The sequence below is a fragment of the Octadecabacter algicola genome, assembly GCF_021532625.1.
GTDB classification, from domain to species: Bacteria; Pseudomonadota; Alphaproteobacteria; order Rhodobacterales; family Rhodobacteraceae; genus Octadecabacter; species Octadecabacter algicola.
The window spans coordinates 702,550-728,441 of record NZ_JAKGAR010000001.1; the positions used below are offsets into that span (position 1 = coordinate 702,550).

The window sequence follows — 25,892 nt, forward strand, 5'->3', positions numbered from 1 at the left end:
GTCAACGCCGCAATTTCACCTTTTGCATTCCGTCCTAAAGATCGTTCGTGGAAAACGTATCGCAAGCTGCCACTTGCGCGGTGTCATAACCTGTTTGAAACCACCGCTGACGTTGCGCGGATGTGCCATGTTCAAAGGTGTGCGGTTGCACCGTTCGGCCTGCATTACGCTGTAACGTATCATCGCCAATTTGGGCGGCTGCGTTCATCGCTTCGGCTATGTCGCCGCGTTCCAAACTGTTGAACCGTTCTTGGGCATAACGCGCCCAAACACCGGACAAACAATCTGCCTGCAATTCCAAACGAACGGAAATTGCGTTGCTTTCGACCTCGCTTACTTGTTGGCGGATGCGGTTGGCCTGCCCGAGAATACCAAGTTCGTTTTGGACGTGGTGTGCCACCTCATGAGCAACCACATAAGCGGCCGCAAAATCACCACCGGCACCAAGCTGGCGTTCCATGGTCACAAAGAAATCTGTATCCAGATAGGCCTTGCTGTCTGCGGGGCAATAGAATGGCCCACTTTGCGCGGTTGCCCCGCCACAAGGCGACTGCGTCGCGCCCTTAAACAACACCAAGGTCGGCGCAGCGTAGGTTTCACCGATCTGTGTCTGAAACACTTCGGCCCAGATTTCTTCGGTGTCCGCTAGTGTTACAGACACAAACTGTGCAGCACGTTCATCCGCCTCGGTTATCTCGCCACTGGACTGCACCTGTGTGCCGCCTAAATCAACAAAACCTGACGTATCAAACCCGAAATACATACCTGCGAGCAGGATCAAGACCCCTGCGAGACCGCCGATGCCGCCCGCTTTGCGCACACCGCCAGAACGGCGTCGATCTTCGATATTGTTACTGCCGCGTCTACCTTGCCATTTCATGACTGCACATCCTCTGCATAATACTACGGTTGACCATATCGCCTCTCTCTGGCCTAAGAAACCAAACAAATAAGAGCAGACCTAAGGTAAACCACATGATCCGACGCCTCTATGACTGGACCTTGTCCCTCGCGACATCGCCCTACGCACTTTGGGCGTTGGCATTTGTAGCCTTTATCGAAAGCTCTGTGTTTCCGATTCCGCCGGATTTGCTGATGATCCCTATGATCATCGCGACCCCGCGCCGCGCCTTCTTGATCGCAGGTATTGCGACTGTGGCATCCGTATTGGGCGGACTCCTTGGGTATGGCATCGGGATGTTTGCTTTTGAATCCATTGGCCAGCCTATCCTGGAATCCTTGGGCAAAGCCCATTCGATGGAAGAATTCAGCACGCAGTTTAACGATTATGGGTTCTGGGCGGTCTTGATCGCAGGCCTGACACCCTTCCCATATAAGGTCATCACGATCATGTCTGGCTGGACGGCGATGCCACTGGGCACCTTTATGGTCACATCGATCATCGCCCGCGCCTTGCGGTTCTTTATCATCGCGGGTTTGTTGTGGAAATTCGGCGCCCCAATCCGTGATTTCATCGAAAAACGCCTTGGCCTCATGTTCACGCTTTTTTGCGTTGTGTTGGTCGGCGGTTTCTTCTTAGTGCGGTACCTATGACAAAACCAAAACTCATCGCCCTCGCCGCCTTTGGTAGCTTTGCCCTCCTCGCCGGAGCTTTCATGTTCCAATTCATGGGCTACCCGCCCTGCAAGATGTGCCTGTGGCAACGCTACCCTCATGCGGTCGTGATTGTGATTGGCATTTTGGCGGTTCTGTTGGGGCGGTTACAAACGCAGCTTGCGATCTTGGGCGCGATTGCCGCGCTTATTACTGGTGGCATTGGTCTCTATCACACGGGCGTTGAACGTGACTGGTGGGAAGGCCCGACAAGCTGCACAGGCGGCGGAGCGCTCAGCGGCGATCTCCTTAGCACTGACATTGCACCTATTGTGATGTGCGACGATGTTGTCTGGTCGCTTCTGGGCCTGTCTATGGCATCTTACAACGCGCTGATCTCGTTTGGGTTGGCCGCTATTTGGATTGCAGCGGCACGGCGCTAACGCCCTGCCCGCCGCGTACTTAACAGCAAGCTCGTTTCCGATCGCGTAACGCCGTCCAAACGGCGGATGCGGAATAACACTTCGTCCAAAGCATCCAAAGTCTCGGTTCCGATCTCGACGATGAGATCCCACGTTCCATTCGTGGAATGAACGGCCTGCACCTCTACCATGCCCGTCAACGTGCGCATTACTTTTTCTGTGCCACGCCCCTCAATTCCGAGCATCATAAGCCCGCGCACCGCATGGGCAGCAACATCACTGCGCGTCACAACCGTGAAACCCGCTATCTCACCGCTGTCACGAAGCCGATCCATCCGCGCCTTCACTGTTGCACGTGTCACGCCCAAATCAGCACTCAGCTCGGACACACTGGCGCGACCGTCACGCTGCAACGCCTTAACCAGCTTACTGTCCATTTCATCCATTACAGCTATCCATTTTGTACAATCTTCGCTCATTTTGGACAATGCGCGGGCTATCGCGATCAATCAAGCCCCGCAATGATGGTCAAAACAACAGGAGTCCCCCATGACCGCGCAAGACATCATCCTCATCGGAGCCCCCGTAGACAGCGGCAAAGACCGCAAAGGCTGCATCATGGGGCCGGACGCTTACCGCACCGCACGCCTTGAAGAGACGTTAGCGGGCCTTGGTTGCAATGTTATAGACAACGGCAACCTCTCCGCTGAAACCACAGATATCCCAGATCACGATCACCTTGTTGCCTTGCCGCAAACCGTTGGCTGGACACGCACCCTGCATAATGCTGCGGTTGAAGCCGCGCCCAAAGGATTGCCGATCTTCCTAGGTGGGGATCATTCATTGGCCCTTGGTACTGTGACGGGGATCGCCGATCACGCGGCGAACGTCGGCAAGCCTTTGTTTGTTCTTTGGCTGGACGCACACACAGACTACCACACACCGGACACCACAAGCAGCGGCAACCTGCACGGTACTCCTGTTGGCTATTTCACAGGCCGCGATGGCTTTGACGCCTTTCCTGTGGTCAACAACCCAGTCCCGACAGCAAACATCTGTATGATTGGCCTGCGATCTGTTGATCCAGAAGAACACGCCGCACTTGCGGACACGGATATGCACATCGCAGATATGCGCGCCATTGATGAATTCGGCATTCGCGCACCTCTGGCACATTTTCTGGACCGTGTCGTTGCCGCAGACGGACTGCTACACGTTTCTTTGGATGTGGACTTCCTCGACCCTGACATCGCCCCAGCAGTTGGCACCACCGTACCCGGAGGCGCAACCCTCCGCGAGGCCCACCTCATCATGGAAATGCTCCACGACTCTGGTCGTGTGACCTCCCTCGATCTGGTCGAACTCAATCCCTTCATGGACGAGCGCGGCCGCACCGCATCTCTGATGGTCGATCTCACAGCATCGCTCATGGGACGCCGTGTCTTTGACCGTCCAACACGTTCTTTCGTCTAAGGAAAACCTCCATGCAATCTCCTTCAAACCTCGCTCTCGTGCCGTTTGTTTCTGTAGAAAACATGATGCGATTGGTTCATACTAACGGGCTGGACAGCATGCTCACACGCATCGCGGATACAATCGAGCAAGACTTTCTGCGTTGGGATCAATTTGACAAAACCCCACGCGTTGCGTCCCATTCTGACGTTGGTGTTATCGAACTGATGCCGACATCGGACGGTGAGATGTATGGTTTCAAATACGTTAACGGCCACCCCAAGAACACTGCTGAAGGCCTGCAAACGGTTACCGCCTTCGGATTACTTGCCGATGTCCATTCCGGCTATCCGGTGCTGCTTTCCGAAATGACACTTCTGACCGCCCTACGCACAGCTGCAATGTCTGCGCTGGCTGCCAAACACCTCGCTCCCAGGGGTGCGACAACCATGGCGATGATTGGCAATGGCGCGCAATCCGAATTCCAATGCCGCGCGTTTCAAGCAATCTGCGGTATCACCCATGTGCGCCTCTATGACAGCGATCCGGCGGCAACTCAGAAATGCGCAGCCAACCTCGCGGGTTCAGGACTGCACATCACTTCCTGCACCACCCCCGAAGACGCCGTGCAAGGCGCCCAGATCATCACCACCTGCACGGCAGATAAACAAAACGCGACAGTCCTGACCGACAACATGGTCGGCGCAGGTGTGCATATCAACGCAATCGGCGGCGATTGTCCGGGCAAAACCGAACTGCACAGCGATATCCTGCACCGTTCCGACATTTTCGTTGAATACCCGCCCCAAACCCGCGTTGAGGGTGAAATTCAGGCCCTACCTGAAGACCACCCCGTCACAGAATTGCACAATGTATTTGCCGGGCGCACTGAAGGACGTAAAACCGACAAACAGATCACCCTGTTTGACAGTGTTGGCTTCGCTATCGAAGACTTCTCAGCCCTGAGGTGCATCCTGGATGCTATCCAAGGGACCGATTTCTACATCGACCTTGATATGCTCGCCGATCCGGATGATCCGCGCGATCTTTACGGCATGCTTAACCGCGCCAAATAGCGATGGCTGCGGACCTTTAATGCGCATTTAGTTCGGGGCCACAAAGATTGGCCCCGTCTCATCGAATTTGCTTTGGTAAAATCGCTCCTTAAACGTTTGCACCACCCCTAGCCTCTGATAGTCTGTCCTCAACTAAATATAGAACCCGCACAATGCGGCGAATCGGACGGGCACACGACATGAGCGACACTCCAGAAACCCCTGAAACAACAGAAGAAATGCCGCCTGAGCGCCCTGCGTATGACGGCCCGCAAATCTCGATCACCGCCGAGATGAAAACGTCCTACCTCGATTACGCCATGTCAGTGATCGTTTCTCGTGCGATTCCCGACCTTCGCGACGGGTTAAAACCGGTTCACCGCCGCATTTTGTATGCGATGTATGAAGGCGGAAACACCCACGACAAACCTTACCGCAAATCCGCCCGTGCAGTGGGCGACGTTATGGGTAAATATCACCCGCACGGTGACAGCGCGATCTATGATGCCTTGGTGCGGATGGCCCAAGATTTCTCAATGTCGCTGCCGCTTTTGGACGGTCAGGGCAACTTTGGTTCCATGGACGGCGATAACCCCGCCGCGATGCGCTATACCGAAGTCCGCATGGATAAACCGGCGGCCTACTTGTTGGCCGATATCGACAAAGATACCGTCGATTTCCAAGACAACTATGATGGCAAAGACCGCGAACCCACGGTTCTTCCTGCCCGCTACCCCAACATGCTTGTTAACGGTGCTGGCGGTATTGCGGTTGGTATGGCCACCAACATCCCGCCCCACAATCTGGGCGAAGTCATCGACGCCACTTTGGCTCTGATCGTAAATCCTGATCTTACGTCTGAGGAACTGATTGAATACGTGCCTGGCCCTGACTTCCCGACGGGTGGCATCATGTTGGGCCGTTCCGGTGCGCGCAAAGCCTACCTAGAAGGTCGCGGTTCTGTTGTGACCCGCGCCAAGACCAAGGTCGAGGAAATCCGCAAGGACCGCTGGGCCATCATCATCGAAGAAATCCCATATCAGGTGAACAAATCCACCATGGTAGAACGCATCGCAGAAGCGGCGCGCGACAAAAAGATCGAAGGCATCGCTCACGTACAAGATGAATCAGACCGGAATGGCGTGCGCGTCGTGGTCGAACTTAAACGTGATGCCACAGCCGAAGTCGTGCTAAACCAGTTGTTCCGCTTTACGCCTATGCAGACCAGCTTTGGCTGTAACATGTTGGCGTTGAACGGCGGTCGCCCTGAAACGCTCACTTTGCGCCGTTTCCTAACCTCCTTCCTCGATTTCCGCGAAGATGTTGTTATCCGTCGCACCGCGTTTGAATTGAACAAAGCCCGCGACCGTGCCCACGTCTTGTGTGGTTTGGCTGTGGCTGTGTCCAACGTTGACGAAGTCGTTGCAACCATTCGTGCATCCGCAGATGCGCCTGCCGCACGTGAGGCACTGATGACCCGTGCGTGGCCTGCCGAAGAAATCTTGCCATTCATCGCGCTGATCGATGATCCAACCCACACGGCCAACGACGACGGCACCTATAACCTGTCCGAAATTCAGGCCCGTGCGATCCTTGAATTGCGCCTACAACGCCTGACACAGATCGGCGTTAAGGAAGTCACGGACGAGTTGGAAGAACTCGCTGGCAAGATCAAAGAATACCTCGCTATTCTGTCGTCTCGTGATCGTATTCTCGGGATCATCCGAGACGAACTTCAGGAATGCAAAGACTTGTTCGCGGTTCCACGTCGCACCGAGATCGTTGACTGGTCTGGCGATATGGAAGACGAAGACCTCATCGAGCGTGAAGACATGGTAGTGACGGTTACAGAATCCGGCTACATCAAACGCACCGCACTGGCCGATTTCCGCGCGCAAAAACGCGGCGGCAAAGGCATCTCTGGCGGGTCTTTAAAAGAAGACGATGTCGTCACACAGTTGTTTGTCGCCAACACCCATACGCAGCTGTTGTTCTTTACGACAGACGGCATGGTCTACAAGCTCAAGACATGGCGCCTGCCCCAAGGGTCGCGCACGTCTAAAGGTAAGGCCATCGTCAACATCTTGCCGATCCCGACAGGTGTTTCGATTGCGGCCATCATGCCGGTGGATCGCGACGAAAAAGAATGGGACGATCTTCAAATCGTCTTTGCCACCTCCGCAGGTACCGTACGCCGCAACAAGCTGTCCGATTTCACCAACGTTATGCGCAACGGTAAGATCGCGATGAAGTTCGAGGGCGAAAACGAAGGCGTACAGCTGATCAACGCACGCATCTGCTCAGACGATGATGATGTTATGCTTGTGACGAACTCGGGCCGCGCGATCCGCTTCCCAAGTACGGATGTACGCGTCTTCAACTCCCGCAATTCCCTCGGGGTGCGTGGCATTAAGCTTCAAGGTGACGACAAGATCGTTTCCATGTCCGTAATCCGCCACTTCAAAGCGGAAGCCGACGAACGCGCCGCCTACCTCAAGATGCGACGTGCTATGGCGGGTCTGGCCGATGACGCCGAAGTCGAAGATGAAGAAGCGCCAGCCGGTGACATTACGACAGAACGCTATGCAGAAATGTCGGCAGCCGAGAACCTGATCCTGACGATCACGGATGGCGGTTCAGGTAAACTGTCGTCAAGCCACGATTACCCCGTTCGCGGACGTGGCGGCATGGGTGTTACTGCCATGGATAAGGCAATGCGCGGTGGTGAAATCGTCGCGTCTTTCCCTGTGGAACTCGATGACCAGATCATGCTCGCCACTTCCAAGGGCCAGTCGATCCGCGTTCCAGTAGAAGGCATTTCGTTCCGCAGCCGGTCCGCCGGTGGCGTGAAGGTATTCAATACAGGCAAGAACGAAGTCGTTGTTTCTGTTGCGTATATTGCGGATCAAGCCGACGAAGATGAAGCCGAGGATTCAGCAGACGAATGAACCCCGATATCTTTCTTCCCATCGCTTTCACGATCATGATCGCCCTTTTGGGCCTCATGGTCGCGGTGGGAATTCCACGGGGCAAGCGGATGCAAAAGACGAACGAGCGGATCGAAGCCAACCAGCGCAAGCAGATGGAATTGGCCGAACGTCAGACAGCAGCGGTCGAACGCATCGCTGCGGCCCTTGAAAAGCGCAGCTAACCTAGCGGCAGTATTCTTCGGAAACGAGCGCGCCACCGTTGGTCACGGTTCGAGTTTCGAAGTTGTAACACCCAGCGGTCTCACTGGGTGAATACCGCATGTAATAGGCTTCACCCTCATAAGTGTAATCCATGCTGCGGGCCCCGTCCGGCGATTGAGTGAAGATCAGATCCTCGACACCACCGCGCGGCGGACGGCCAGGTTCGATGCCACCGCCCCCTGCCGCGGATGTTAAAGGCGCAGTGCGCGGAAGATCACGCAGGTTAGCGACCTCACCCATCAAACATTGCACGATATACGGAGCCTCTGGCGACGTGTGATAGCGATAGCCAAAGGTTTCATCGGGTTGGCCGTTACAGAGGTCAAGGTCCCCTGCGGCGATCTCGGAGCCATCGGGGTTCTTGTCGCCGTAGATCGGAAACCCATCAAACGCCCAGCCAATGATCGCATCATCGCCGGCGTTTTTCATCTGCTCGATCATGCAAGTCGGTGCAACATGGTAGTGGTAATCATCACCACGCCCTGCGTGGCCGCCACAAATATCAAGCTGCTGGGTCGCTAAAGTATCATGCTGTGATTGGTAATGAAGCAAGTCATCCTGAGTCATCTCACCGCCGCCTGTATAGTCGAAAATCGGTACACCATTCACTGCAACTGCAAGCGCCGCGTCGCGCGTTTGCGCCGTATCTCCAAGGACAGGCTGCAATGGAATGGGCGCATCGTAACTTTTTGCTGGTACCGGAACTTGTTCGTTCGTGGCAACGATGCCTGTCATCAACTCATGATCGGGATAGGTGTCTGAACTTATAATTGCACTGCCACCGACACAGCTAACCGATACAGAATCCAAGAACCCCGCCTCGGACACAGAGAGCCGCACGGCTTCGCAATGCTCTGCATCGTCATGGGCAAAGGCCACCTGCGGGGCAATTAGTATGGCCTGAACCGCGATCAATCCTAAGTGAAGTCGTCTCATGTTGAACCTTATCCAATTGCCGTAACTTTTATGGGTAACTTTTATGGTACGTGCCGCGCGTGCGATTTGGTCGCTTATCTTTCATTTTCTATCCTGATCTAAGGATGCCGACCCAAGCTAGCCACGCGCAAGAGCCAATTCATCTCTTTTCAATAGGACACCAAGCGCCTAAGTCAGCCCCATGACAAATACATTGCACATCATCGGCGGCGGAATGGCCGGATCAGAGGCCGCTTGGCAAGCGGCCAATCAAGGCATTCAAGTGGTCATCCACGAAATGCGCCCCAAGGTGGAAACCTTCGCCCACCGTACGGGCAACCTCGCGGAGATGGTTTGTTCCAATTCTTTCCGCTCGGATGATGACGAACAGAACGCCGTGGGCCTGCTGCACTGGGAAATGCGCGCCGCTGGCGGGGTCATTATGACGACAGCAGACAAGCACAAACTTCCTGCTGGCGGTGCATTGGCAGTGGATCGCGATCCGTTCTCTGAGACCGTGACGGCAACATTAACGTCACACCCTAACATATCGGTTTCATACGAAGAAATCGATACACTTCCAGACGACGGTCAATGGATCATTGCGACCGGGCCACTTACATCTGGTAAGCTGGCTGAAGCGATTGCCGCCGAAACGGGCGCCGAAGCCCTCGCGTTCTTCGATGCCATTGCACCGATCATCTACCATGACAGCATCGACATGACCAAAGCATGGATGCAGTCGCGCTATGATAAGGGCGAAACCGAAGAAGAACGCACTGCCTACCTCAATTGCCCGATGAGCAAGGACGATTATGAGGGCTTTATCGACGCTCTGCTGGAGGCCGATAAAGCTGAATTTAAAGAAGGTGAAACAGCCGGTTACTTTGATGGCTGCCTACCAATCGAAGTCATGGCCGAACGAGGCCGTGAAACATTGCGCTTTGGACCGATGAAACCTGTCGGCTTGACCAATCCGCATGACCCTGAAAACAAGCCCTACGCTGTCGTCCAGCTGCGCCGCGATAACGCGCTTGGCACACTTTACAACATCGTCGGGTTCCAAACCAAGATGAAGTACGGCGCGCAAACCGATGTTTTCAAACGTATTCCGGGACTCGAGAATGCAAGTTTCGCCCGTCTAGGTGGTATCCACCGCAATACATTCTTGAACTCGCCAACCTTGCTCGATGATCAAATGCGCCTGAAATCCAAGCCAAACATCCGCTTTGCGGGCCAGATCACAGGCGTTGAAGGCTATGTTGAAAGTGCTGCAATGGGGCTTCTTGCGGGCCGCCTTGCTGTTGCAGAAATGAAGGGTCAAACCTTGGGAGCCGTGCCAGACACGACCGCCACAGGCGCCTTGGTCACGCATATCACTGGTGGTGCTGAGGCCAAGACATTCCAACCCATGAACGTCAATTTCGGGCTGTTCCCCCCTGTTGAGGGCCTCAAGGGTGGGCGACGGGGCCGCAAGGACCGTTACAAGGCCTATACCGACCGCGCTAAACTCGATTGGCAAGGTTGGCTCGACGCATCAAACATATGATTACACGTTTCGCGCCATCCCCCACAGGGCCACTGCACCTTGGCCACGCTTATTCCGCGCTTTTGGCATATGACATGGCGCTTGAGGCTGGAGGTGATTTTCTGCTGCGAATTGAAGACATTGACCAATCCCGCGCACGCCCCGAATGGGAAACGCAAATATTCGACGACTTGAAATGGCTTGGCCTTTGGTGGCCTGAACCTGTGATGCGCCAGTCGGATCGTCTCGGGGTCTATCACGACAAACTGCGTTGGCTATGGAACCATGGCTATGCCTTTGCCTGTTCCTGCTCGCGCCGCGACATACAGAACGCAATGTCGGCCCCCCAAGAAGGCGTGTCGCATGGCCCCGACGGGTTGATCTATCCAGGCACATGTCGGGCACACCATTGCCAAGGCAGTACCGTCCCATTCCCTGAGAACACCGCCATTCGTTTGTCGATAGAGGCCGTTGCGCGCAAACACGGCAGTGCTTTGACGGGGGCTGAGACCTTCTCGTTCGTCGAAACCGGTGAAGGCCCAAACGGCGAAACTGGACTGATCGAATTCACTCTGGAAGACGCCATCAAGACCATCGGGGATGTTGTACTTGCACGACGCGACATGGGCACGTCCTATCATCTGTCGGTGGTCCTAGACGATGCAAAACAAGGCATTACCCATGTCGTTCGTGGGCAGGACTTGTTTGAGGCGACGAAAATTCACGTTATTTTACAACGCATTCTGAAACTGCCAACGCCGATGTACCATCACCACAAACTTATCCGCGACGACGCGGGCAAACGCCTTGCCAAACGCGACGATGCACGCGCTATTTCGAAGTACCGCCAAGACGGCGCCAGCCCTGATGATATCCGTGCGTGGGTCGGGTTTTAGTCTTTCAACGGTTTCATCAGTTCGATTTCTTCTCCGTCCACGACAGACGTGTAAAAACATGTCCGCCGGTTTGTGTGGCACGCAGCCCCGACCTGATTAACCACGGCCAACAAACAGTCGCGGTCGCAATCCACCCGAAGATCAATCAACTCTTGGGTATGACCGGATGTTTCCCCCTTGATCCAGAACGACTGGCGGGACCGCGACCAATAAGTGACGCGCTTTGTTTCTAATGTCTTCGCAACGGCTTCAACGTTCATCCACGCCATCATTAGCACTTCGCCCGTGCCGTCTTGCTGCGCAATGCATGGGATCAAACCATTGGAATCATAACGTAATGTTGAAGGATCGAAATTCATGACATGTTTTCCTTTGGCAATGGGTGCGCGCGGCCCTATCTAGGTGGAGTGATCCGCAAAGGCAATTGAGATGACCGCAGATACCGACCTTATAAAACTCTACTCGACCCGTATCTTGGGAATGGCTGCGGATATCCCCCACCGCGAGCGATTGGAAATGCCGGATGGGACCGCCAAACGCCGCTCCCCCCTGTGTGGTTCAACCGTAACCGTGGATCTAAACCTAGAAGACGGCAAAATTTCCGCATTCGGCCAAGACGTAAAAGCCTGCGCCTTAGGACAAGCAGCTGCTTCTGTGGTGGGTCACAACATCATCGGCCTCGCTGAAACTGATGTGCAATCGGGCCGCGATCAATTGGCCGCCATGTTAAAGTCCGGAGGCCCAGCACCCGATGCGCCCTTTGATGGCCTTGGCGTTTTGGGGCCCGCTGCCGAATACAAAAACCGCCACACCTCTATTTTGCTGACACTAGACGCAACGCTGGACGCCATTGCCGACGCACGGAACGCAAAAACCGCCTGATCCCTACCCCAAAAGAAAAAACCGCCGCTTTCCGGGACAGTGGAAAGCGGCGGGAGATATGCGTTTCGTGTGGGACCGGTGAAATCGGGAAAGGCAGTTTCCCAGACGGTACTTTGACAAGGCAGTGTCGGACGTCAGCAGATCAGGTGGGACAGAGATCTGAGGGCACCGGCACGAAACGCGAGGGTTGGACAGACAGTTAGAAAAAATTCGGTAGGCTCAACGCAGCAAACATCATCACAACGAGAGCGACCATTCCAAGGGCGTCGGCAATGATCGTGTCAGATGACCGAACGATGACGCTTTTGATTTCCTTAGCCATTTTGGTGCTCCTCAATGATGTTCTCTTTGTTGCCTCTTTGTTCTCATTAACCAAATCTAAAAGCAAGAACTTTTTAAGAACAAAAGTGAACAAAATGCCCGCGCAGACACTAACCCACTGAAATTAAACGAACAGCCTTATCCTGTTCCATCAGCCAAAGGAGAACACGCGCTGCTTGCCCGCGTTCTGTTGTCAGGTCGGGGTCATCCAAAAGCAGTTTTCGAGCATCAGATTGCGCTAAAGCCATCAAAGCCGTCTGGCGTTCCAAATCCGCGATGCGGAACCGCGGCAGACCGGATTGAGCCGTGCCAATCACATCGCCTGCGCCGCGCATTGCAAGGTCTTCCTCGGAGATGCGGAACCCGTCTTCGGTCTCGCGCATAATCTCTAGCCGTTGACGCCCGCTTTCGCTCAGCGGTGCCTGATACATCAACAAACAAGTGGATTGCGCTGATCCGCGCCCGACACGGCCCCGCAATTGGTGCAGCTGCGCCAGCCCAAAGGATTCAGCCCGTTCAATCACCATGATCGAAGCGTTTGGTACGTTTACCCCGACCTCAATGACCGTCGTAGCCACCAACACGGATGTCTCGCCGGCCACAAAGGCCCGCATGGCCTCGTCTTTTTGACTTGGCGGCATTTGACCGTGGACAAGCCCGACGACGCCTTCGCCCAAGGCCGCACGCAGTCGTTTGAACCGCTCCTCTGCGGCGGTCATGTCGCTGACCTCGGATTCCTCGACCAAAGGGCAGACCCAATAGCATTGTCGCCCTTCAGCCACCGCCGCCCGCAAGCGATCCACCACCGCGTCCAGTTTGGATGTCGCCACAAGGGCCGTTGTTACAGGCGTTCGACCCGGAGGTTTTTCATCTAGAATACTGACGTCCATGTCGCCGTATTGCGCCAGCGCAAGGCTGCGCGGGATTGGCGTGGCAGTCATTACCAAGACGTCTACCGCGTCCCCCTTCGCGCCCAATTCCATCCGCTGTGCGACGCCAAAACGGTGTTGTTCGTCGATGATGGCCAAGCGCAAATCATTGAAAACAACATCCTTCTGGAAAACCGCATGGGTGCCCACAAGGATCTGAATATCACCAGCAACGAGTGCGGCAAGTTTCGCCGCCCGATCGCTGCCCTTGTCCCGACCTGTCAAAATTTCGAGCACGACGCCCGCGTCTTCAGCCAAAGGGCGCAGGCCCTCAAGGTGTTGCCGCGCCAGAATTTCTGTCGGGGCCATCATGACGCCCTGCCCGCCAGCTTCAACTGCGATCAACAAAGCCATCAACGCCACAAAGGTTTTGCCCGATCCGACATCCCCCTGCAAAAGCCGGTTCATCTTATGGGGCTTGCCCATGTCCTCCGCGATCTCGCCGACCGCGCGGGTCTGGGCACCTGTCGGGGCAAACTCCAACGCAGCCAATACCCTTTTCTGTTTACTGTTATCACCGACAGTGCCGCGCCCTTTGCCGCGCCGAGCCTGAGCGCGCGCCAAAGCAAGGGTCAACTGGTGGGCCAGAACCTCGTCATAGGCAAGCCGTTGTCGCGCAGCCGCCGTTGGTTGCAGTTCAGCGGTCGACATCGGTCGATGGGCCTGCTGCAAAGCGGCCTTCCATTCCGGCCAACCTTCTCGGGCGCGCAAAGCTGGGTCAATCCATTCAGGCAGATCAGGCGCCTTGGCCAAAACATCTCCCGTGGCCTTGAACATCGGCTTTTGCGTTATCCCAGCGGTCAGCGGGTAAACAGGTTCGAATACCGGAATGTCCGCAGCGTCATCGGGTGTGAGGATATGATCCGGGTGCACCATTTGCCCAACGTTATCAAACAGTTCAACTTTTCCGGATACGACACGACGTTGCCCTGTCGGCAGCAGTTTTCGCAGATAATCGCCGTGGGCGCGAAAGAACACCAACTGGAACGTGGTCTGCGCATCCTCAACCATGATCCGATAAGGCCGCCCTCGCTGTGCTGGCGGGTTATGCTTGCCGACAGTGACTTCGACCGTGCACACCGCAGGCGCCTGAACCTCAAGGATAGAGGCCCGGCGACGGCGATCCACACCCGAATGTGGCAGCGTAAACAGCAAGTCACGCGGCTTTTCGATGTGCGCGCCAGCCAAAGCCTGCGCTGACTTTGGCCCGATCCCGTCTAGGGTTTCGAGGTCCGCAAACAGCGGCCAGAGTATCTCCGGCCGACCGCTCATGCGTCCGCTATCAGCGCCAGCCAGCCGTCCTCATCCAAGGTTTCGATCCCAAGTTCGGCAGCTTTCGTCGCCTTTGACCCGGCCCCCGGGCCAGCAACCAAAAGATCGGTTTTTGAGCTAACCGAACCGCTCACCTTTGCGCCAAGCCCTTCGGCACGGGCCTTGGCTTCGGCTCGTGTTGTCCGTTCCAACGTCCCCGTAAAGACGATCGTTTTGCCCGCAACGGGGCTGTCCGTTCTTTGGGCCTTTGGGGGAATGATCGTTGTCAGCTGGTCAATCAAACGCGTAATAGCGCCGCTTTCATCAGGGTTCGCCAGGGCGTCCGAAAGTGACAGCGCAACCGTTGCTCCGATCCCGTCCGCATCAATCAGGAACGACCAAGCCGCATCAGCATCCAGAGCGACTTCACACCTTTCGATTGCCGCCTTTCGGACCTCAGACAGGCGCGGCTTGCGGCCCGCTTGCGCGGCTACGTCCCGTTCAACCCGTTCCGCATCATCGGCGGCGCGGTGCGCCAAGGCGACAGGCCGGGCCGTTTCGACATTCCGTTGCAACGCATCCCAACTTCCGAAATGTCGCGCGAGGTCCTGGGCGGTTACTTCGCCCACATGGCGTATACCAAGTGCGAAAATCAGCCGGTGCAGTTCAATTTCGCGTTTATTATCAATCGCGCGCCACAGTTTCTTAACACTCGCGTCCCCCCAACCATCACGATTGGAAAGCTTGGCCAAACTGGCCGCATCTCTCTGCTGAAGCGTAAAGATGTCAGCAGGTTCTTTTACAGAAAGCTGATCGTCTTCATAAAATGCTTCCACCTGTTTCGCGCCAAGGCCTTCAATATCAAAGGCTGCACGGGATACAAAATGCTTCAATTTTTCAACGGCTTGCGCAGCGCAAATCAGCCCACCCGTACAGCGCCGAACCGCGTCCCCGTCTTCACGAACCGCATCTGAGCCACATACGGGACATTTGGTCGGGAACACGTAAGGGGTCGCATCGTCGGGCCGTTTGGATAGATCCACATCCGCCACCTTGGGGATCACGTCACCCGCGCGGTAAACTTGCACCCAATCGCCCTCGCGAATATCTTTGCCGCCGCGAATTTCCTCACCTTTATTGCCGCGCCCGGCAATGTAATCTTCGTTATGTAGCGTCGCATTGGAGACGACAACGCCACCAACAGTCACGGGCGCCAAGCGCGCAACGGGGCTGAGTGCGCCCGTGCGGCCAACTTGAATGTCGATGGCTTCAAGTCTGGTCCAAGCGAGTTCTGCAGGAAATTTGTGGGCGATCGCCCAGCGTGGCGTCGTGGAGCGAAAGCCCAAACGCTCCTGCAAAGAAAGGTCATTCACTTTGTAAACGACGCCATCGATGTCATAGCCCAGCGTCGCGCGTTGCGCCTCAATCGTTTTGTAATGAGCTATCATCTCACTGGGCCCATCGCACAGTTTTGTCAGCGGATTGACCTGAAACCCAAGCTCGCCAAGACGCTCAATCGCGCCTGATTGCGTCTCGGCGAGCGGCGCGGACAAATCCCCCCACGCATAAGCGAAAAACTCAAGCGGGCGTGATTTTGTGATGGTCGGATCAAGCTGACGCAATGATCCCGCGGCTGCATTGCGCGGATTGGCAAAAGGTTTGTCGCCCGCCTCAATCTGGCGGGCATTCAAGGCATCGAAATCCGCATGAGACATGTAGACTTCGCCACGCACTTCAAGGATCTCTGGCGCGCCTAAAAGGGTTTGCGGGATGGTCGATATCGTCCGCGCATTTGCTGTTACGTTTTCACCCGTCGCACCGTCACCGCGCGTGGCAGCTTGTAGCAAAATCCCGTTCTCGTATCGCAATGAAAGGGACAAGCCATCAATTTTGGGCTCTGCTGTATAGGCGAGTTTGCCTGCCCCGACGCCAAGGAATTTGGAAATTGAACCGTCGAACTCGGTTACATCCTCATCGTTGAACGCGTTCCCGAGAGAAAGCATCCGAACCACGTGGGACACTTTACCAAATCCGGAGGTCGGGGCCGCACCCACTTGTTCGCTGGGGCTGTCATCCCGCTTGAGCGTCGGAAAACGGTCCTCGATCTCGGCATTGCGGCGTTTGAGAGCATCGTATTCAGCATCTGAAATCTTAGGCGCATCGGCTCGGTGATAATCTTGGTTTGCCCGCGCCAAAAGCGCTGATAGCCGCGCAAGTTCCTGCGCGGCTTCTTTTTCAGCCAAATCACCAACCGAAATCTCTGCGGTCACACCCTACCCCCCGTTATGGTCAGTTCCTGCAAACTAACTAAGTGATAGGTCTGTGTATTCGGCAGGTCCAGCCCCCCAGTTTCGTTTAAGGCCGAAACTTGGAACCTTGTGCTAGGCGCCGATCGCAATACGTTCCGGATCGCTCATGCTCACGGGGTCTGGGTCGCGCAAAACATAGCCACGGCCCCAGACGGTTTCGATGTGATTGCCGCCGCCCGTGGCTTCGGACAACTTCTTGCGCAATTTGCAGATAAACACGTCGATAATCTTGAGCTCAGGTTCGTCCATCCCACCGTAAAGGTGATTGAGGAACATTTCCTTGGTCAAGGTCGTCCCTTTGCGCAGGCTTAGCAGCTCTAACATTTGATATTCTTTACCAGTCAGGTGCACTGGGGACCCTTCGACTTCGACTGTCTTCGCATCCAAATTCACTGCAACCGCGCCGGTCTTGATGATGGATTGTGCGTGCCCTTTGGAGCGACGGATAATCGCGTGGATGCGGGCGACCAGTTCTTCGCGATGGAACGGTTTGGTCATGTAGTCATCTGCCCCAAACCCAAAGCCTTTAAGCTTGCTTTCAGTTCCATCCTCGCCGGACAGGATCAAAATCGGTGTTTCTATTCTGCTTAGTCGCAGCTGACGAAGAACATCGTGACCGTTCATATCCGGCAAATTGATGTCCAAGAGGATCAGGTCATAATCATACAGCTTGGCGAGATCGATACCCTCTTCCCCCAAGTCCGTCGTGTACACATTCAAATTGGCATGGCCTAACATCAATTCGATGCTCTTGGCCGTGGTTGGGTCGTCTTCTACCAGCAATACGCGCATTCCGCTTCTCCGATCTCGGTGTGTAAGGCGACCATAAGAAGAGAATGGTTAACCACACGTTACTGGATCAACAAAAGAATGCAACTCCCCTTAAGGTTGTCTATATTTTTGTAAAGCTGTCGCCTTTAACGCGTTAACACCATGGTTGCGGACCGCAGTTTCCCATTCCGCCAGCTCATCGTCCGATAAACCATAGGATTCCGCAGCATCCGCCCTTGTCAAAAGACCACATGCAACGGCCTGCACGACAAGTGCCTTTCTGGATGCAACCCAGCGCCTCGTTTTCGGTGACGGCAAATCCGCGCGGGTCATAATCGACCCATCTGGTAATTTGACCGAGCGCGGCCCCTCAATCTTCTTTAAAAACATCTCTCACACCCCTTTGTGACTTAGGTTTGAGATGTATCGCGCACTTTCGGCTAACGGATCGTAAAGCCGCCCCTTGAGAGTGATTACACTTTTCATATATTGCAGCAGATACCATTAAGGCTGATGCCCTGTCGGGTCAGTCGCAAAGGATATAACATGCCCCTCGATCCCGCTGTAAACTCTCTTGGCTTCGCCAAACCGCCGTCTGAAACCCGCGTTGTCGTGGCAATGTCTGGTGGTGTGGACAGTTCTGTCGTCGCAGCCATGCTGGCCGAACAAGGCTATGATGTGGTTGGCGTGACCCTGCAACTGTATGACCACGGCGCAGCTTTGGCAAAAAAGGGTGCGTGTTGTGCGGGCCGTGACATTCACGATGCCCGCCGCGTGGCCGAGGAAATGGGCTTTCCTCATTACGTCCTCGATTACGAAAACGTCTTTAAAGAAGCGGTCATGGATGAATTCGCTGAAAGCTATCTCGCTGGTGCGACTCCTGTGCCTTGCATCCGCTGCAATGAACGCGTGAAATTTAAGGACCTGCTGGAAACCGCCAAAGATCTGGATGCGGATTGCATGGCCACCGGGCACTACATTCAACGTATGATGGGTGACAGCGGCCCTGAGCTGCATTCAGCGGCGGACCCGACCAAGGACCAGAGCTACTTCTTGTTCTCAACGACACCGGCTCAATTGGATTATCTGCGGTTCCCCCTCGGGCATCACGCCTCCAAGGAAGAAACACGTGCCTTGGCGCGCAAATATGGTTTGGCACTGGCGGACAAGCCCGACAGCCAAGACATCTGCTTTGTACCGGATGGCAACTACGCCAGCGTCATCGAAAAGCTCCGCCCCGGTGCGGCTGAGCCCGGCGACATCGTGGACACCGACGGCAAGGTATTGGCGCAGCATAATGGCGTCATTCATTACACCATCGGTCAGCGCCGAGGGCTTGGGATCGGTGGTCTGTCGACCCCCTTGTATGTGGTGAAACTGGACGTCGACAAACGCCACGTGATTGTAGGGCCAAAAGAGATGCTGACCACACGGACGGTTCCCGTGCGCGAAATCAACTGGCTGGGCGATGATGCCTTTGATGCTGTGGCCGAACGCCATGTGTCAGTCAAAGTGCGCTCAACCAAACCGCCAGTCGAGGCCGTTTTGCGCCCCCTGTCCGCGACCACCGCCGAAGTCGACCTTCTGACTCCCGAAGAAGGCGTGTCCCCGGGTCAGGCGTGCGTGTTTTACGACGGCGACAGCAGCCGCATCTTTGGTGGCGGCTGGATATGGCGCGGCTATTAACACCCTGTTTTCGCCCAACACCCCAAGTCTTAGGATAGTTATCAATGCCCCTGATCGAAATCATCGCCCTTCTTGCTGTCGCCCAGTTCCTGTATTTTGGTTATTTAGTTGGTATGCAGCGCCGCGATTCAGGCCTCAAGGCCCCTGCGATGACTGGCCATGACGGGTTCGAGCGAGCGCATCGCGTCCAGATGAACACGCTTGAGCTTATGATCGCGTTTCTGCCCGTGTTGCTGTTGGCTGGGAAATATTGGCCTGCATGGATGATAGCCCCCATCGGCATCGTCTATCTGGTGGGCCGCACGTTGTATCAACAAGCTTATATGGATGACCCTTCAAAGCGCGGTACTGGCTTTATGCTCACGCTTGGTCCGATTGCTGCGTTATTGGTTTTGGCATTGTTGGGTGCCGTGTGGCATCTGTTCTAAGCGGCTATTTAGCCCCCGGCGCTCGATTGTTCTGTTTCGCTTCAAACTGCTTCCAAACATGCATCCGGCCTTTTTGCCGCGCATCTGCGAGCCACATTTTCTTGCGGGCGTCCGGAACTTCAAGCGCTCGGTATACGCCTTCTGAAAATTTCGGCCAGTCTATGGCCAAGCCCTGCTTGACCATTTCAGCGGACAAGTCCCGACCATCCGGCAGATAGCATTTTGCAACAGTGCGCCCATGAGCATCAACATGGTGAACCTTCGCCTTGATGACCTGTCCTTTGCACAATGCGAGAAGCGCCCACTTAGCACGTTTTCCGAAAGGATGATTTAGTTCAGGCGCATCGACACCAAACAACCGAATTTCGACACTTTTGATAACCAGTGAATCGCCGTCTGTTACAAATGCCCGCCCTTCTATGACCCTCACCGGAGGTTCAGGTGCACGCCATGCCGCATTCGGGCCTGAATTTTCGGGCGCTCGTGCTGGCTTAGGACGTGGAGGGCTTGGAAAATTTAATGGTGGTAAAGGATCATCAATCTTCGGTTCAGATCTCGCCGCCCGTTTTTTAGGAGGTTGGGGCGTTCCGCTGTTTTTGGTCAGCTTTATTATAAGTCCGATCAGCACTCCGAACCCGCACAACAATAAAAGTATTTCCATTAAGACTCGACAAGGTTTTCTTCAAATAAATCCTCAATTCATAATTGAGTGATTTTAATGTATTACACGCATAAGTAATTTCAATCGAAAACGACTAAGCCTCGTGCCGCAGATTCCAGAAAGGTGTTTTGGGTTGAGCCCATTTTGGTTAAACCGTGGCCGGTGCCGCCTGCTCGATTCCGACGGTCTTGCCCCTTACAAAGCGAACGCGGAAAAACTCGTGGCACAAACTCCGCTGGATCAAAAACAGCACGGTTCACAACGCAAAACGCCCGCAGAAAACTGCGAGCATATCGATCCTCTTTAACAAACTCACGAATGGATAGTGGTCGCGATCCGATTTGGCCCCCAAATCAACAGCCAAATTGCAAAGCTAAGTTCGGCCAGCGTTACGATCACCAAGAGACCAATGATAACAATATTCAGCGCTGCGATCTCAACGAACATCAGCTTCGCTATGCCCTGCACCAGATAACCGAAGGCACCAATAAACAGCCCCCAGCCCAAGAGCGCCGGAGCCAAGCCAGTGCGCAAGATGGCCGCGCCGAGCGCCAAAAGATGCACGCCAAAAAAGAGCTGCCAGACAAATATGCCAAGCGCATGGGCATCAAAGAACATCATCATCTGTGCCGTCTGCTCCGATAGCTCGACGAGAAACGTCAATGGCATGACCCAGATTAAAACGTTCAATCCCATGACAATCGCCATGCCAGCCCGCGCGATCATTGCAGTGTTAGCCAGGACGGGGCAGGATTTTTGGAACAAAACAAACAGGATTGCCGTCAGGGCTACTTCGAACAGGATGATAAAAATGTCGGCTAACACACCCAGCTTGAACAGCCCAAGGTTGGCGGACAGATTGCTGGCGGTCGCGGATGCATCACCAGCGACAACGATCGCTTGTGGCACATAACCGATGCTAAACCCTCCGAAGCAAGCGATCGCCAGGTAGAGAGCACCTGCCACGCGCGGCAGTTTGATTGTGGGATATGTTGAGGGCATGTTCTTTCTCCAGAATTCAGGTCTTCATTTGCTTAAACGGTCCCGTCTAAGCAGCTGTCGATTTTGATATGTGTCATTGGTCTGGAGACTGTTTAGGCCAGCTGCACACAGTGCGGAATTGCCGAAATTTTGAGAGTTACCATACGTATTTGTATGGATTACCCAGCAAGGTGACGAAACGCAAAACGCCCGCACAATCTGGCGGGCGCCCTGAGAACTTCAGTTCAGGTCGGGATCAGCCGCGGCGACGCCCACCTTTGCGACCTGCCCGACCGCGGCCCTCTTGGCCTGCTTTCGGGGCTTCGCGGTTCATGGTGATCCACGCGGCACCACCATCGTCGTTGTTGGTCAGGAAGTTGGCTGCGCGGATGGCTTCCATTTCCTTACCCGCACGCGGCATGGTCGATCCCATGCCGAACATCTGAACGAAGGCTTCGTCGTCCATGCCGTCTGGCAGGATAATACCGGATGCGAGGACTTCTTCTTTCTTGGCGGCGATCTTCTTTGGGCCTACGGGCAGCGCCACTGGGTTCATGATCGCTGATGTCATGCCAGCCGTCATCGCCATTGGCAGGAACGCATTGTTGATCCCGTGGCGGTTCGGCAGACCAAAGCTGATGTTGGATGCACCGCAGGTCGTGTTCACACCCAATTCTTCGCGCAAGCGACGGACGAGCGTAAAGACCTGCAAACCAGCCGTCCCCATTGCACCAATTGGCATCACCAGAGGGTCAACCACGATGTCATGGGCCGGAATGCCAAAGTCAGCCGCGCGTTCTACGATCTTTTTGGCGACCGCAAACCGCACATCTGGGTCCTCAGAAATGCCTGTGTCGTCGTTGGAAATCGCCACAACCGGTACGTTGTATTTTTTGACGAGTGGCAGGACCAACTCAAGGCGTTCTTCTTCGCCTGTGACCGAATTCAAAAGCGGGCGGCCTTCGGCAGCTGCCAACCCTTGTTCAAGGGCGCCAGGAACAGAACTGTCGATACACAACGGGGTATCAACAACCGCCTGTACCTTCTCGACCAACTGCCTCATCAAATCAGGCTCAACAAAGTTGTTGTCCGCATAACGCGGGTCGTCGGCCATTTTGTTGGAAAACACAGCGCCAGAGTTAATATCCAGAACCGTCGCGCCTGCCATGGTCTGCGCAATCGCATCTGCTTCGACGCGGGAAAAGTCGCCACGTTCAAGTTCTTCGTTCAGGATTTTGCGGCCCGTCGGGTTGATACGTTCACCGATCACACAGAACGGTTCGTCAAAGCCCATCACGGCTGTCTTGGTTTTGGATTCGATAACAGTGCGGGTCATACTGGCCTCTCCGTAAGTGTGTTATATCCGAACCCTAGAGCGCATTTCCTTGAAGTACGGCGTACTAGCGACATAGCCAGCCCCACCCGCGACGTCACCCCGAATAGTATTCATGTAAATGATGAGGAGATGGCTGGGGTTCTAAGAGACTAACGACGTCGAAAGGTCGAAGGTCTGCTTTGCGGGACTTTGCTGCCTTTCGTTCTCGACGGTCCAATGTCCGCTTTCACGGTTTTTAATGTTCTCTGTCGCACAAATTGTGATCGGCCAGTGACGCCAAAACATAACAATCTTCCGACACGCCTTCACCATCGCAGCCTTTTGATATTCGGCTGAGTTCCTTTTCAAGTGTTCTGAGACGTTTGATCTTGGTGCGGACGCCTTCAAGTTGCGACGTGGCGATCTTCGTCGCAGCTTCGCACGACCGGTCTGGATGCTCTTGCAATTCGATCAATGACGAGATCGCTTCAATCGAGAACCCAAGGTCACGTGCATGGCGGATAAAACTCAGCCGCTCCAATCCAGCTTTGTCGTAGCGCCTTTGGTTACCTGAGGTGCGCTCTGCCTCGGGCATTAGCCCCATCACTTCATAATACCGGATGGTCGGAACTTTGACATTTGTACGCTTTGAAAGCTCGCCAATGGAAAACATGAAGATACCTCTTGAACCTCTAGCCACTAGAGACATTACACTATGATCAAGCAAGAATGAAAGAGGATTCCCATGGCTGGTTGCTGCGGACATGACGCCAAGTTTGACGGCGTTTCAGATGACTACAAAAGACGGCTGTGGATCGTCATTACTCTCAACGCGACGATGTTCTTTATCGAGATGACAGCAGGCCATCTGGCCAAGTCCCAAGCGTTGCAAGCGGACGCTCTTGACTTTGCGGGCGATGCGCTGACTTACGGAATTTCACTTGCAGTCATCGGGGCATCGCTTCGCGCGCGAACGAATGCGGCATTGTTCAAAGGCTTCAGCCTTCTATTGATGGGTCTTTGGGTGTTCGGATCGACGGTCTATCGCGTCTTCTATGTTGGCGTCCCCACCGCTGAGATCATGGGTATGGTCGGCTTTCTTGCGCTGCTCACCAATCTGGCGAGCGTCATGCTGTTGGTCCGCTACAAAGACGGTGATGCCAACGTCCGGTCGGTCTGGCTGTGCTCGCGCAATGACGCGATTGGGAACGTGGCCGTGATGTTTGCAGCACTTGGTGTGTGGGGCACGGCGACGGGTTGGCCTGACTTGATCGTGGCAACTATCATGGCCGGATTGTTCTTGTCATCGGCCTTCCAGATCGTGCGCCAAGCCTTGGCGGAGCGGCGGGAAATGACCGACCATAAGCACGTTGAAGCATAATGCAGGCAGTCTTGGTTCTCATCGGCCTTACCATCGCGGCGGCCACCTTAGCAGCGATACTTTGGTCCATCACATATCCTGAGCGCCGCCATTGGCCGCCAAAGCACTATACCAAAGCGACACCCATTTTAGTTTGGGTTCCGACATTCACGCTATTTGGTATCCTGATCATCCTTGGGGTCTTGAATTGGGGAAGCCTGCCAGTCCCGATCTGGCTGCGGTTCGGTGCTGGCATTCCACTGATCGTTGCTGGCAACGCCATCGTGTGGTCAGAGGTCGCGCAGTTTGGCATAGCTCAGACCGGAGGCGCGCAAGGATCGTTGCGAACTAGCGGCATGTATCGCTATTCCCGCAATCCACAGTACGTGGCAGATATCGCGATGATTGTCGGCTGGATCGTCCTTTGTGCGTCCTCTGAAGCGGTGCTAGTTGGTTTTGCTGGGATAGCCGTCCTGATAGCCGCACCTTTCGCCGAGGAACCATGGCTCAAGGAGCAATACGGTTCAGTGTTTGAGGACTACAGGGCAAAGGTTCGACGTTTCTTGTAGGCAAACGACTAAGTGCACAAAGCAGACCTTCGCCATGGTGCAGAATCTTGGTAGGCATGGGCTCGAACCTGCCGTTCGCTGCAAACCAAAACCTTAGCTTGCCGTAAACGATTAACTCTCAGCAGCAGGCACTGCAGACGCCCCACCATGTTCAATCGCCCAATTGGCGTTGGTTTTGATGCCGCCTAGCGGGAAGAAATGGACCTTCTCGATATTGCTATCGGGGTTGGCCGCTTTGTGCGCAGCCAATTCGGACAGCACCTGTGTTGGTTCGAACGGCAACAGCAGTTTGGTCACATCTTTGGCGCGTTTTTGTAGCACTTTCAGGGACGGGCCAACGCCACAGGCGATTGCGAATTTGATCATCGTCTGAAGTTTTGCCGGACCCGCGATGCCGATATGGATCGGGATCGTGATCCCCGCCTCTTTCAGACTGTCGGCCCATTCGATGATTGGGCCCGCTTCAAATGCAAATTGCGTGGCGAGCGCCATTTCGGCGTCTGTGGTTTCACTAAAAGTCTGCTTCCAGCGCAAAGCGTCGTCCACGTTGGCTGTGCCGCCTTTTGGATCAATATCTTTGTTGCCCTCAGGGTGGCCCGCAACATGAAGCCGTTTGAACTCGCCAAAGGCACCGGTTTCAAGCAATTGCATAGACGAATGGAAATCCCCGTGCGGCGTATCCACGCCACCCGCCAGCAACAGCGCCTGATCAACACCGGCTTCGCCTTGGTACATGGCGATCCAGTTTTTCAACGTCGCTTCGTCTTTGATGATACGGGCCGGAAAATGGGGCATCACAGGGTAGCCATCAGCGGCCAGACGTTTGGCCGTGGCGACCATATCCTCAATCGGAGTGCCCTCGATGTGGGCAATGTAAACGCGCGTGCCTTTGGGCAGCAACTGCGTAAAATCTTCGACCTTTTCGGCGGTACGTGGCATGACCTCAATGGAATACCCGTCTAGAAAAGCTTCAAGATGTGGGTTCGTACCACTTGGTTCTTCGGCTTTCTTGCGGAAATTCAATAGCGCCATCAGTGTCTCCTTTAACGTGCTCACGCACGACCATCGTTGTTGATAAGCTCGATCAGTCGGTCTTTGTCGTATTCCGCTTCCAGACGCGCAGCTTCGGTTGAGGCGACGTCGCCGTCTACGCCATCCACCTGATAAGGTGCGGCCTTGCGCCAATCGGCAAGGTAGTCATCTGTGCCGGCGGCACCGGACTTCATTGCGGCACGGTCAATTGCTTGCTCAAAGCGTTCGCTAAGCTGAACCTTGGTTCCACGACGGCCTTTGCCGACGATGATCTGAGCGGGGATATCCCGCCAGTAAACTACTGTGACATCTGCCATGCGAATCTTGCGCCTTTCTTGCGTTACCCAACACCTAGCTTGGGTTATTCTATCAACGACGCCTATT

General features: G+C 54.9%; 28 protein-coding genes. 13 read left to right on the forward strand and 15 right to left on the reverse strand.

Annotated elements, in window-relative coordinates; translation table 11 throughout:
• Positions 1-34 precede the first annotated feature (34 nt).
• Complete coding sequence (ypfJ, locus tag L0666_RS03380; RefSeq protein ID WP_235258574.1) at positions 35-880, reverse strand: KPN_02809 family neutral zinc metallopeptidase; 846 nt, start codon at positions 878-880, stop codon at positions 35-37.
• Between the two features lie 95 nt (positions 881-975).
• Between ypfJ and L0666_RS03385 the strand changes: the two genes are divergently transcribed.
• Together L0666_RS03385 and L0666_RS03390 are read left to right on the forward strand one after the other, a co-directional pair.
• On the forward strand, positions 976-1,554 hold the full coding sequence (locus L0666_RS03385; RefSeq protein WP_235258576.1) for a YqaA family protein: 579 nt from the start codon (positions 976-978) through the stop codon (positions 1,552-1,554).
• Positions 1,551-1,997, forward strand: a complete 447-nt coding sequence (locus tag L0666_RS03390; protein WP_235258578.1) for a disulfide bond formation protein B — start codon at positions 1,551-1,553, stop codon at positions 1,995-1,997. The genes L0666_RS03385 and L0666_RS03390 overlap by 4 nt, the downstream gene beginning before the upstream one ends.
• Here the strand turns inward: L0666_RS03390 and L0666_RS03395 are convergent.
• Positions 1,994-2,422 (reverse strand): Lrp/AsnC family transcriptional regulator, encoded by a 429-nt coding sequence (locus L0666_RS03395; protein WP_235259550.1) that lies wholly within the window; start codon positions 2,420-2,422, stop codon positions 1,994-1,996. The two genes, L0666_RS03390 and L0666_RS03395, sit on opposite strands and share 4 nt — an antisense overlap.
• Before the next feature lie 103 nt (positions 2,423-2,525).
• On the opposite strand from L0666_RS03395, the gene rocF reads away from it, so the two are divergent.
• The 4 genes from rocF (at position 2,526) to L0666_RS03415 (ending at position 7,634) form a co-directional block, all read left to right on the forward strand.
• The gene (gene rocF, locus L0666_RS03400) at positions 2,526-3,449 is read left to right on the forward strand and encodes an arginase (RefSeq protein ID WP_235258587.1); all 924 of its coding nucleotides are present in this window, start codon (positions 2,526-2,528) and stop codon (positions 3,447-3,449) included.
• 11 nt (positions 3,450-3,460) lie between these two features.
• Positions 3,461-4,504, forward strand: coding sequence for an ornithine cyclodeaminase (locus L0666_RS03405; protein WP_235258589.1), 1,044 nt, complete (start codon positions 3,461-3,463; stop codon positions 4,502-4,504).
• Between the two features lie 179 nt (positions 4,505-4,683).
• Positions 4,684-7,431: a DNA gyrase subunit A gene (gyrA, locus tag L0666_RS03410; protein ID WP_235258591.1), complete on the forward strand. Its 2,748-nt coding sequence runs from the start codon at positions 4,684-4,686 to the stop codon at positions 7,429-7,431.
• Positions 7,428-7,634 (forward strand): hypothetical protein, encoded by a 207-nt coding sequence (locus tag L0666_RS03415; RefSeq protein ID WP_049834405.1) that lies wholly within the window; start codon positions 7,428-7,430, stop codon positions 7,632-7,634. Before gyrA ends, L0666_RS03415 begins: the two co-directional genes overlap by 4 nt.
• Before the next feature lies 1 nt (position 7,635).
• On the opposite strand, the gene L0666_RS03420 is transcribed toward L0666_RS03415, so the two are convergent.
• Positions 7,636-8,610: a YHYH protein gene (locus L0666_RS03420; RefSeq protein WP_235258593.1), complete on the reverse strand. Its 975-nt coding sequence runs from the start codon at positions 8,608-8,610 to the stop codon at positions 7,636-7,638.
• A gap of 181 nt (positions 8,611-8,791) precedes the next feature.
• Between L0666_RS03420 and trmFO the strand changes: the two genes are divergently transcribed.
• Together trmFO and gluQRS are read left to right on the forward strand one after the other, a co-directional pair.
• Positions 8,792-10,138: a methylenetetrahydrofolate--tRNA-(uracil(54)-C(5))-methyltransferase (FADH(2)-oxidizing) TrmFO gene (gene trmFO, locus L0666_RS03425; RefSeq protein WP_235258601.1), complete on the forward strand. Its 1,347-nt coding sequence runs from the start codon at positions 8,792-8,794 to the stop codon at positions 10,136-10,138.
• Complete coding sequence (gene gluQRS / locus L0666_RS03430; RefSeq protein ID WP_235258603.1) at positions 10,135-11,013, forward strand: tRNA glutamyl-Q(34) synthetase GluQRS; 879 nt, start codon at positions 10,135-10,137, stop codon at positions 11,011-11,013. The genes trmFO and gluQRS overlap by 4 nt, the downstream gene beginning before the upstream one ends.
• On the opposite strand, the gene hisI is transcribed toward gluQRS, so the two are convergent.
• Positions 11,010-11,372, reverse strand: a complete 363-nt coding sequence (gene hisI, locus L0666_RS03435) for a phosphoribosyl-AMP cyclohydrolase (protein ID WP_235258613.1) — start codon at positions 11,370-11,372, stop codon at positions 11,010-11,012. The two genes, gluQRS and hisI, sit on opposite strands and share 4 nt — an antisense overlap.
• Before the next feature lie 70 nt (positions 11,373-11,442).
• Here hisI and L0666_RS03440 point away from each other — a divergent pair, with 70 nt between their 5' ends.
• Positions 11,443-11,895 (forward strand): iron-sulfur cluster assembly scaffold protein, encoded by a 453-nt coding sequence (locus L0666_RS03440; RefSeq protein WP_235258615.1) that lies wholly within the window; start codon positions 11,443-11,445, stop codon positions 11,893-11,895.
• A 199-nt stretch (positions 11,896-12,094) separates the two neighbouring features.
• Here L0666_RS03440 and L0666_RS17235 read toward each other — a convergent pair whose 3' ends face one another.
• From L0666_RS17235 to sciP, 5 genes are all read right to left on the reverse strand, one after another.
• Entirely contained in the window at positions 12,095-12,217 is a 123-nt protein-coding gene (locus tag L0666_RS17235; protein ID WP_272492151.1) for a hypothetical protein, read from the reverse strand.
• Between the two features lie 109 nt (positions 12,218-12,326).
• Positions 12,327-14,417 carry an ATP-dependent DNA helicase RecG gene (gene recG, locus L0666_RS03445; RefSeq protein ID WP_235258617.1) on the reverse strand — a complete coding sequence of 697 codons (2,091 nt, stop codon included), beginning with the start codon at positions 14,415-14,417 and terminating at the stop codon, positions 12,327-12,329.
• Positions 14,414-16,666, reverse strand: a complete 2,253-nt coding sequence (gene ligA / locus L0666_RS03450; RefSeq protein ID WP_235258619.1) for an NAD-dependent DNA ligase LigA — start codon at positions 16,664-16,666, stop codon at positions 14,414-14,416. Before ligA ends, recG begins: the two co-directional genes overlap by 4 nt.
• A gap of 111 nt (positions 16,667-16,777) precedes the next feature.
• Positions 16,778-17,497: a response regulator transcription factor CtrA gene (gene ctrA / locus L0666_RS03455; RefSeq protein WP_235258621.1), complete on the reverse strand. Its 720-nt coding sequence runs from the start codon at positions 17,495-17,497 to the stop codon at positions 16,778-16,780.
• A 90-nt stretch (positions 17,498-17,587) separates the two neighbouring features.
• Entirely contained in the window at positions 17,588-17,866 is a 279-nt protein-coding gene (gene sciP, locus L0666_RS03460; RefSeq protein ID WP_235258623.1) for a CtrA inhibitor SciP, read from the reverse strand.
• Between the two features lie 156 nt (positions 17,867-18,022).
• On the opposite strand from sciP, the gene mnmA reads away from it, so the two are divergent.
• Positions 18,023-19,162, forward strand: coding sequence for a tRNA 2-thiouridine(34) synthase MnmA (gene mnmA / locus L0666_RS03465; protein WP_235258631.1), 1,140 nt, complete (start codon positions 18,023-18,025; stop codon positions 19,160-19,162).
• Positions 19,163-19,206: 44 nt separating this feature from the next.
• Positions 19,207-19,590, forward strand: coding sequence for an MAPEG family protein (locus tag L0666_RS03470; protein WP_235258633.1), 384 nt, complete (start codon positions 19,207-19,209; stop codon positions 19,588-19,590).
• Between the two features lie 4 nt (positions 19,591-19,594).
• Here L0666_RS03470 and L0666_RS03475 read toward each other — a convergent pair whose 3' ends face one another.
• The 4 genes from L0666_RS03475 to L0666_RS03490 all read right to left on the reverse strand — a co-directional run bounded on the left by L0666_RS03475 (position 19,595) and on the right by L0666_RS03490 (position 23,220).
• Positions 19,595-20,251 carry a thermonuclease family protein gene (locus L0666_RS03475; RefSeq protein WP_235258641.1) on the reverse strand — a complete coding sequence of 219 codons (657 nt, stop codon included), beginning with the start codon at positions 20,249-20,251 and terminating at the stop codon, positions 19,595-19,597.
• A 312-nt stretch (positions 20,252-20,563) separates the two neighbouring features.
• Complete coding sequence (locus L0666_RS03480; protein WP_235258643.1) at positions 20,564-21,253, reverse strand: DUF4386 domain-containing protein; 690 nt, start codon at positions 21,251-21,253, stop codon at positions 20,564-20,566.
• Between the two features lie 235 nt (positions 21,254-21,488).
• Positions 21,489-22,568 carry a methyltetrahydrofolate cobalamin methyltransferase gene (locus L0666_RS03485; protein WP_235258645.1) on the reverse strand — a complete coding sequence of 360 codons (1,080 nt, stop codon included), beginning with the start codon at positions 22,566-22,568 and terminating at the stop codon, positions 21,489-21,491.
• Positions 22,569-22,803: 235 nt separating this feature from the next.
• On the reverse strand, positions 22,804-23,220 hold the full coding sequence (locus L0666_RS03490) for a MerR family transcriptional regulator (protein ID WP_235258647.1): 417 nt from the start codon (positions 23,218-23,220) through the stop codon (positions 22,804-22,806).
• Between the two features lie 72 nt (positions 23,221-23,292).
• On the opposite strand from L0666_RS03490, the gene L0666_RS03495 reads away from it, so the two are divergent.
• Together L0666_RS03495 and L0666_RS03500 are read left to right on the forward strand one after the other, a co-directional pair.
• Positions 23,293-23,928 (forward strand): cation efflux transmembrane domain-containing protein, encoded by a 636-nt coding sequence (locus L0666_RS03495; RefSeq protein WP_235258649.1) that lies wholly within the window; start codon positions 23,293-23,295, stop codon positions 23,926-23,928.
• On the forward strand, positions 23,928-24,476 hold the full coding sequence (locus tag L0666_RS03500) for a methyltransferase family protein (protein WP_235258651.1): 549 nt from the start codon (positions 23,928-23,930) through the stop codon (positions 24,474-24,476). The genes L0666_RS03495 and L0666_RS03500 overlap by 1 nt, the downstream gene beginning before the upstream one ends.
• A 111-nt stretch (positions 24,477-24,587) precedes the next feature.
• Here the strand turns inward: L0666_RS03500 and L0666_RS03505 are convergent, their stop codons facing one another.
• Positions 24,588-25,508 carry a methylenetetrahydrofolate reductase gene (locus L0666_RS03505; protein WP_235258653.1) on the reverse strand — a complete coding sequence of 307 codons (921 nt, stop codon included), beginning with the start codon at positions 25,506-25,508 and terminating at the stop codon, positions 24,588-24,590.
• A gap of 20 nt (positions 25,509-25,528) precedes the next feature.
• A complete protein-coding gene (locus tag L0666_RS03510; protein ID WP_235258655.1) occupies positions 25,529-25,825 on the reverse strand; it encodes a virulence factor in 297 nt (98 codons plus the stop codon).
• Positions 25,826-25,892 lie beyond the last annotated feature (67 nt).

Excerpts from the sequence above, each read along its gene's own strand:
- rocF (WP_235258587.1), top strand. The coding sequence starts at position 2,526 with ATGACCGCGCAAGACATCATCCTCATCGGAGCCCCCGTAGACAGCGGC.
- L0666_RS03405 (WP_235258589.1), top strand. The coding sequence starts at position 3,461 with ATGCAATCTCCTTCAAACCTCGCTCTCGTGCCGTTTGTTTCTGTAGAA.
- L0666_RS03480 (WP_235258643.1), bottom strand. The coding sequence starts at position 21,253 with ATGCCCTCAACATATCCCACAATCAAACTGCCGCGCGTGGCAGGTGCT.
- L0666_RS03495 (WP_235258649.1), top strand. The coding sequence starts at position 23,293 with ATGGCTGGTTGCTGCGGACATGACGCCAAGTTTGACGGCGTTTCAGAT.
- trmFO (WP_235258601.1), top strand. The coding sequence starts at position 8,792 with ATGACAAATACATTGCACATCATCGGCGGCGGAATGGCCGGATCAGAG.
- sciP (WP_235258623.1), bottom strand. The coding sequence starts at position 17,866 with ATGTTTTTAAAGAAGATTGAGGGGCCGCGCTCGGTCAAATTACCAGAT.
- L0666_RS03390 (WP_235258578.1), top strand. The coding sequence starts at position 1,551 with ATGACAAAACCAAAACTCATCGCCCTCGCCGCCTTTGGTAGCTTTGCC.
- L0666_RS03510 (WP_235258655.1), bottom strand. The coding sequence starts at position 25,825 with ATGGCAGATGTCACAGTAGTTTACTGGCGGGATATCCCCGCTCAGATC.
- gyrA (WP_235258591.1), top strand. The coding sequence starts at position 4,684 with ATGAGCGACACTCCAGAAACCCCTGAAACAACAGAAGAAATGCCGCCT.
- L0666_RS03385 (WP_235258576.1), top strand. The coding sequence starts at position 976 with ATGATCCGACGCCTCTATGACTGGACCTTGTCCCTCGCGACATCGCCC.
- L0666_RS03470 (WP_235258633.1), top strand. The coding sequence starts at position 19,207 with ATGCCCCTGATCGAAATCATCGCCCTTCTTGCTGTCGCCCAGTTCCTG.
- L0666_RS03500 (WP_235258651.1), top strand. The coding sequence starts at position 23,928 with ATGCAGGCAGTCTTGGTTCTCATCGGCCTTACCATCGCGGCGGCCACC.
- L0666_RS03440 (WP_235258615.1), top strand. The coding sequence starts at position 11,443 with ATGACCGCAGATACCGACCTTATAAAACTCTACTCGACCCGTATCTTG.
- L0666_RS03415 (WP_049834405.1), top strand. The coding sequence starts at position 7,428 with ATGAACCCCGATATCTTTCTTCCCATCGCTTTCACGATCATGATCGCC.
- L0666_RS03485 (WP_235258645.1), bottom strand. The coding sequence starts at position 22,568 with ATGACCCGCACTGTTATCGAATCCAAAACCAAGACAGCCGTGATGGGC.
- L0666_RS03475 (WP_235258641.1), bottom strand. The coding sequence starts at position 20,251 with ATGGAAATACTTTTATTGTTGTGCGGGTTCGGAGTGCTGATCGGACTT.
- L0666_RS17235 (WP_272492151.1), bottom strand. The coding sequence starts at position 12,217 with ATGGCTAAGGAAATCAAAAGCGTCATCGTTCGGTCATCTGACACGATC.
- hisI (WP_235258613.1), bottom strand. The coding sequence starts at position 11,372 with ATGAATTTCGATCCTTCAACATTACGTTATGATTCCAATGGTTTGATC.
- L0666_RS03490 (WP_235258647.1), bottom strand. The coding sequence starts at position 23,220 with ATGTTTTCCATTGGCGAGCTTTCAAAGCGTACAAATGTCAAAGTTCCG.
- ctrA (WP_235258621.1), bottom strand. The coding sequence starts at position 17,497 with ATGCGCGTATTGCTGGTAGAAGACGACCCAACCACGGCCAAGAGCATC.
- L0666_RS03420 (WP_235258593.1), bottom strand. The coding sequence starts at position 8,610 with ATGAGACGACTTCACTTAGGATTGATCGCGGTTCAGGCCATACTAATT.
- L0666_RS03505 (WP_235258653.1), bottom strand. The coding sequence starts at position 25,508 with ATGGCGCTATTGAATTTCCGCAAGAAAGCCGAAGAACCAAGTGGTACG.
- mnmA (WP_235258631.1), top strand. The coding sequence starts at position 18,023 with ATGCCCCTCGATCCCGCTGTAAACTCTCTTGGCTTCGCCAAACCGCCG.
- ypfJ (WP_235258574.1), bottom strand. The coding sequence starts at position 880 with ATGAAATGGCAAGGTAGACGCGGCAGTAACAATATCGAAGATCGACGC.
- L0666_RS03395 (WP_235259550.1), bottom strand. The coding sequence starts at position 2,422 with ATGGATGAAATGGACAGTAAGCTGGTTAAGGCGTTGCAGCGTGACGGT.
- recG (WP_235258617.1), bottom strand. The coding sequence starts at position 14,417 with ATGAGCGGTCGGCCGGAGATACTCTGGCCGCTGTTTGCGGACCTCGAA.
- gluQRS (WP_235258603.1), top strand. The coding sequence starts at position 10,135 with ATGATTACACGTTTCGCGCCATCCCCCACAGGGCCACTGCACCTTGGC.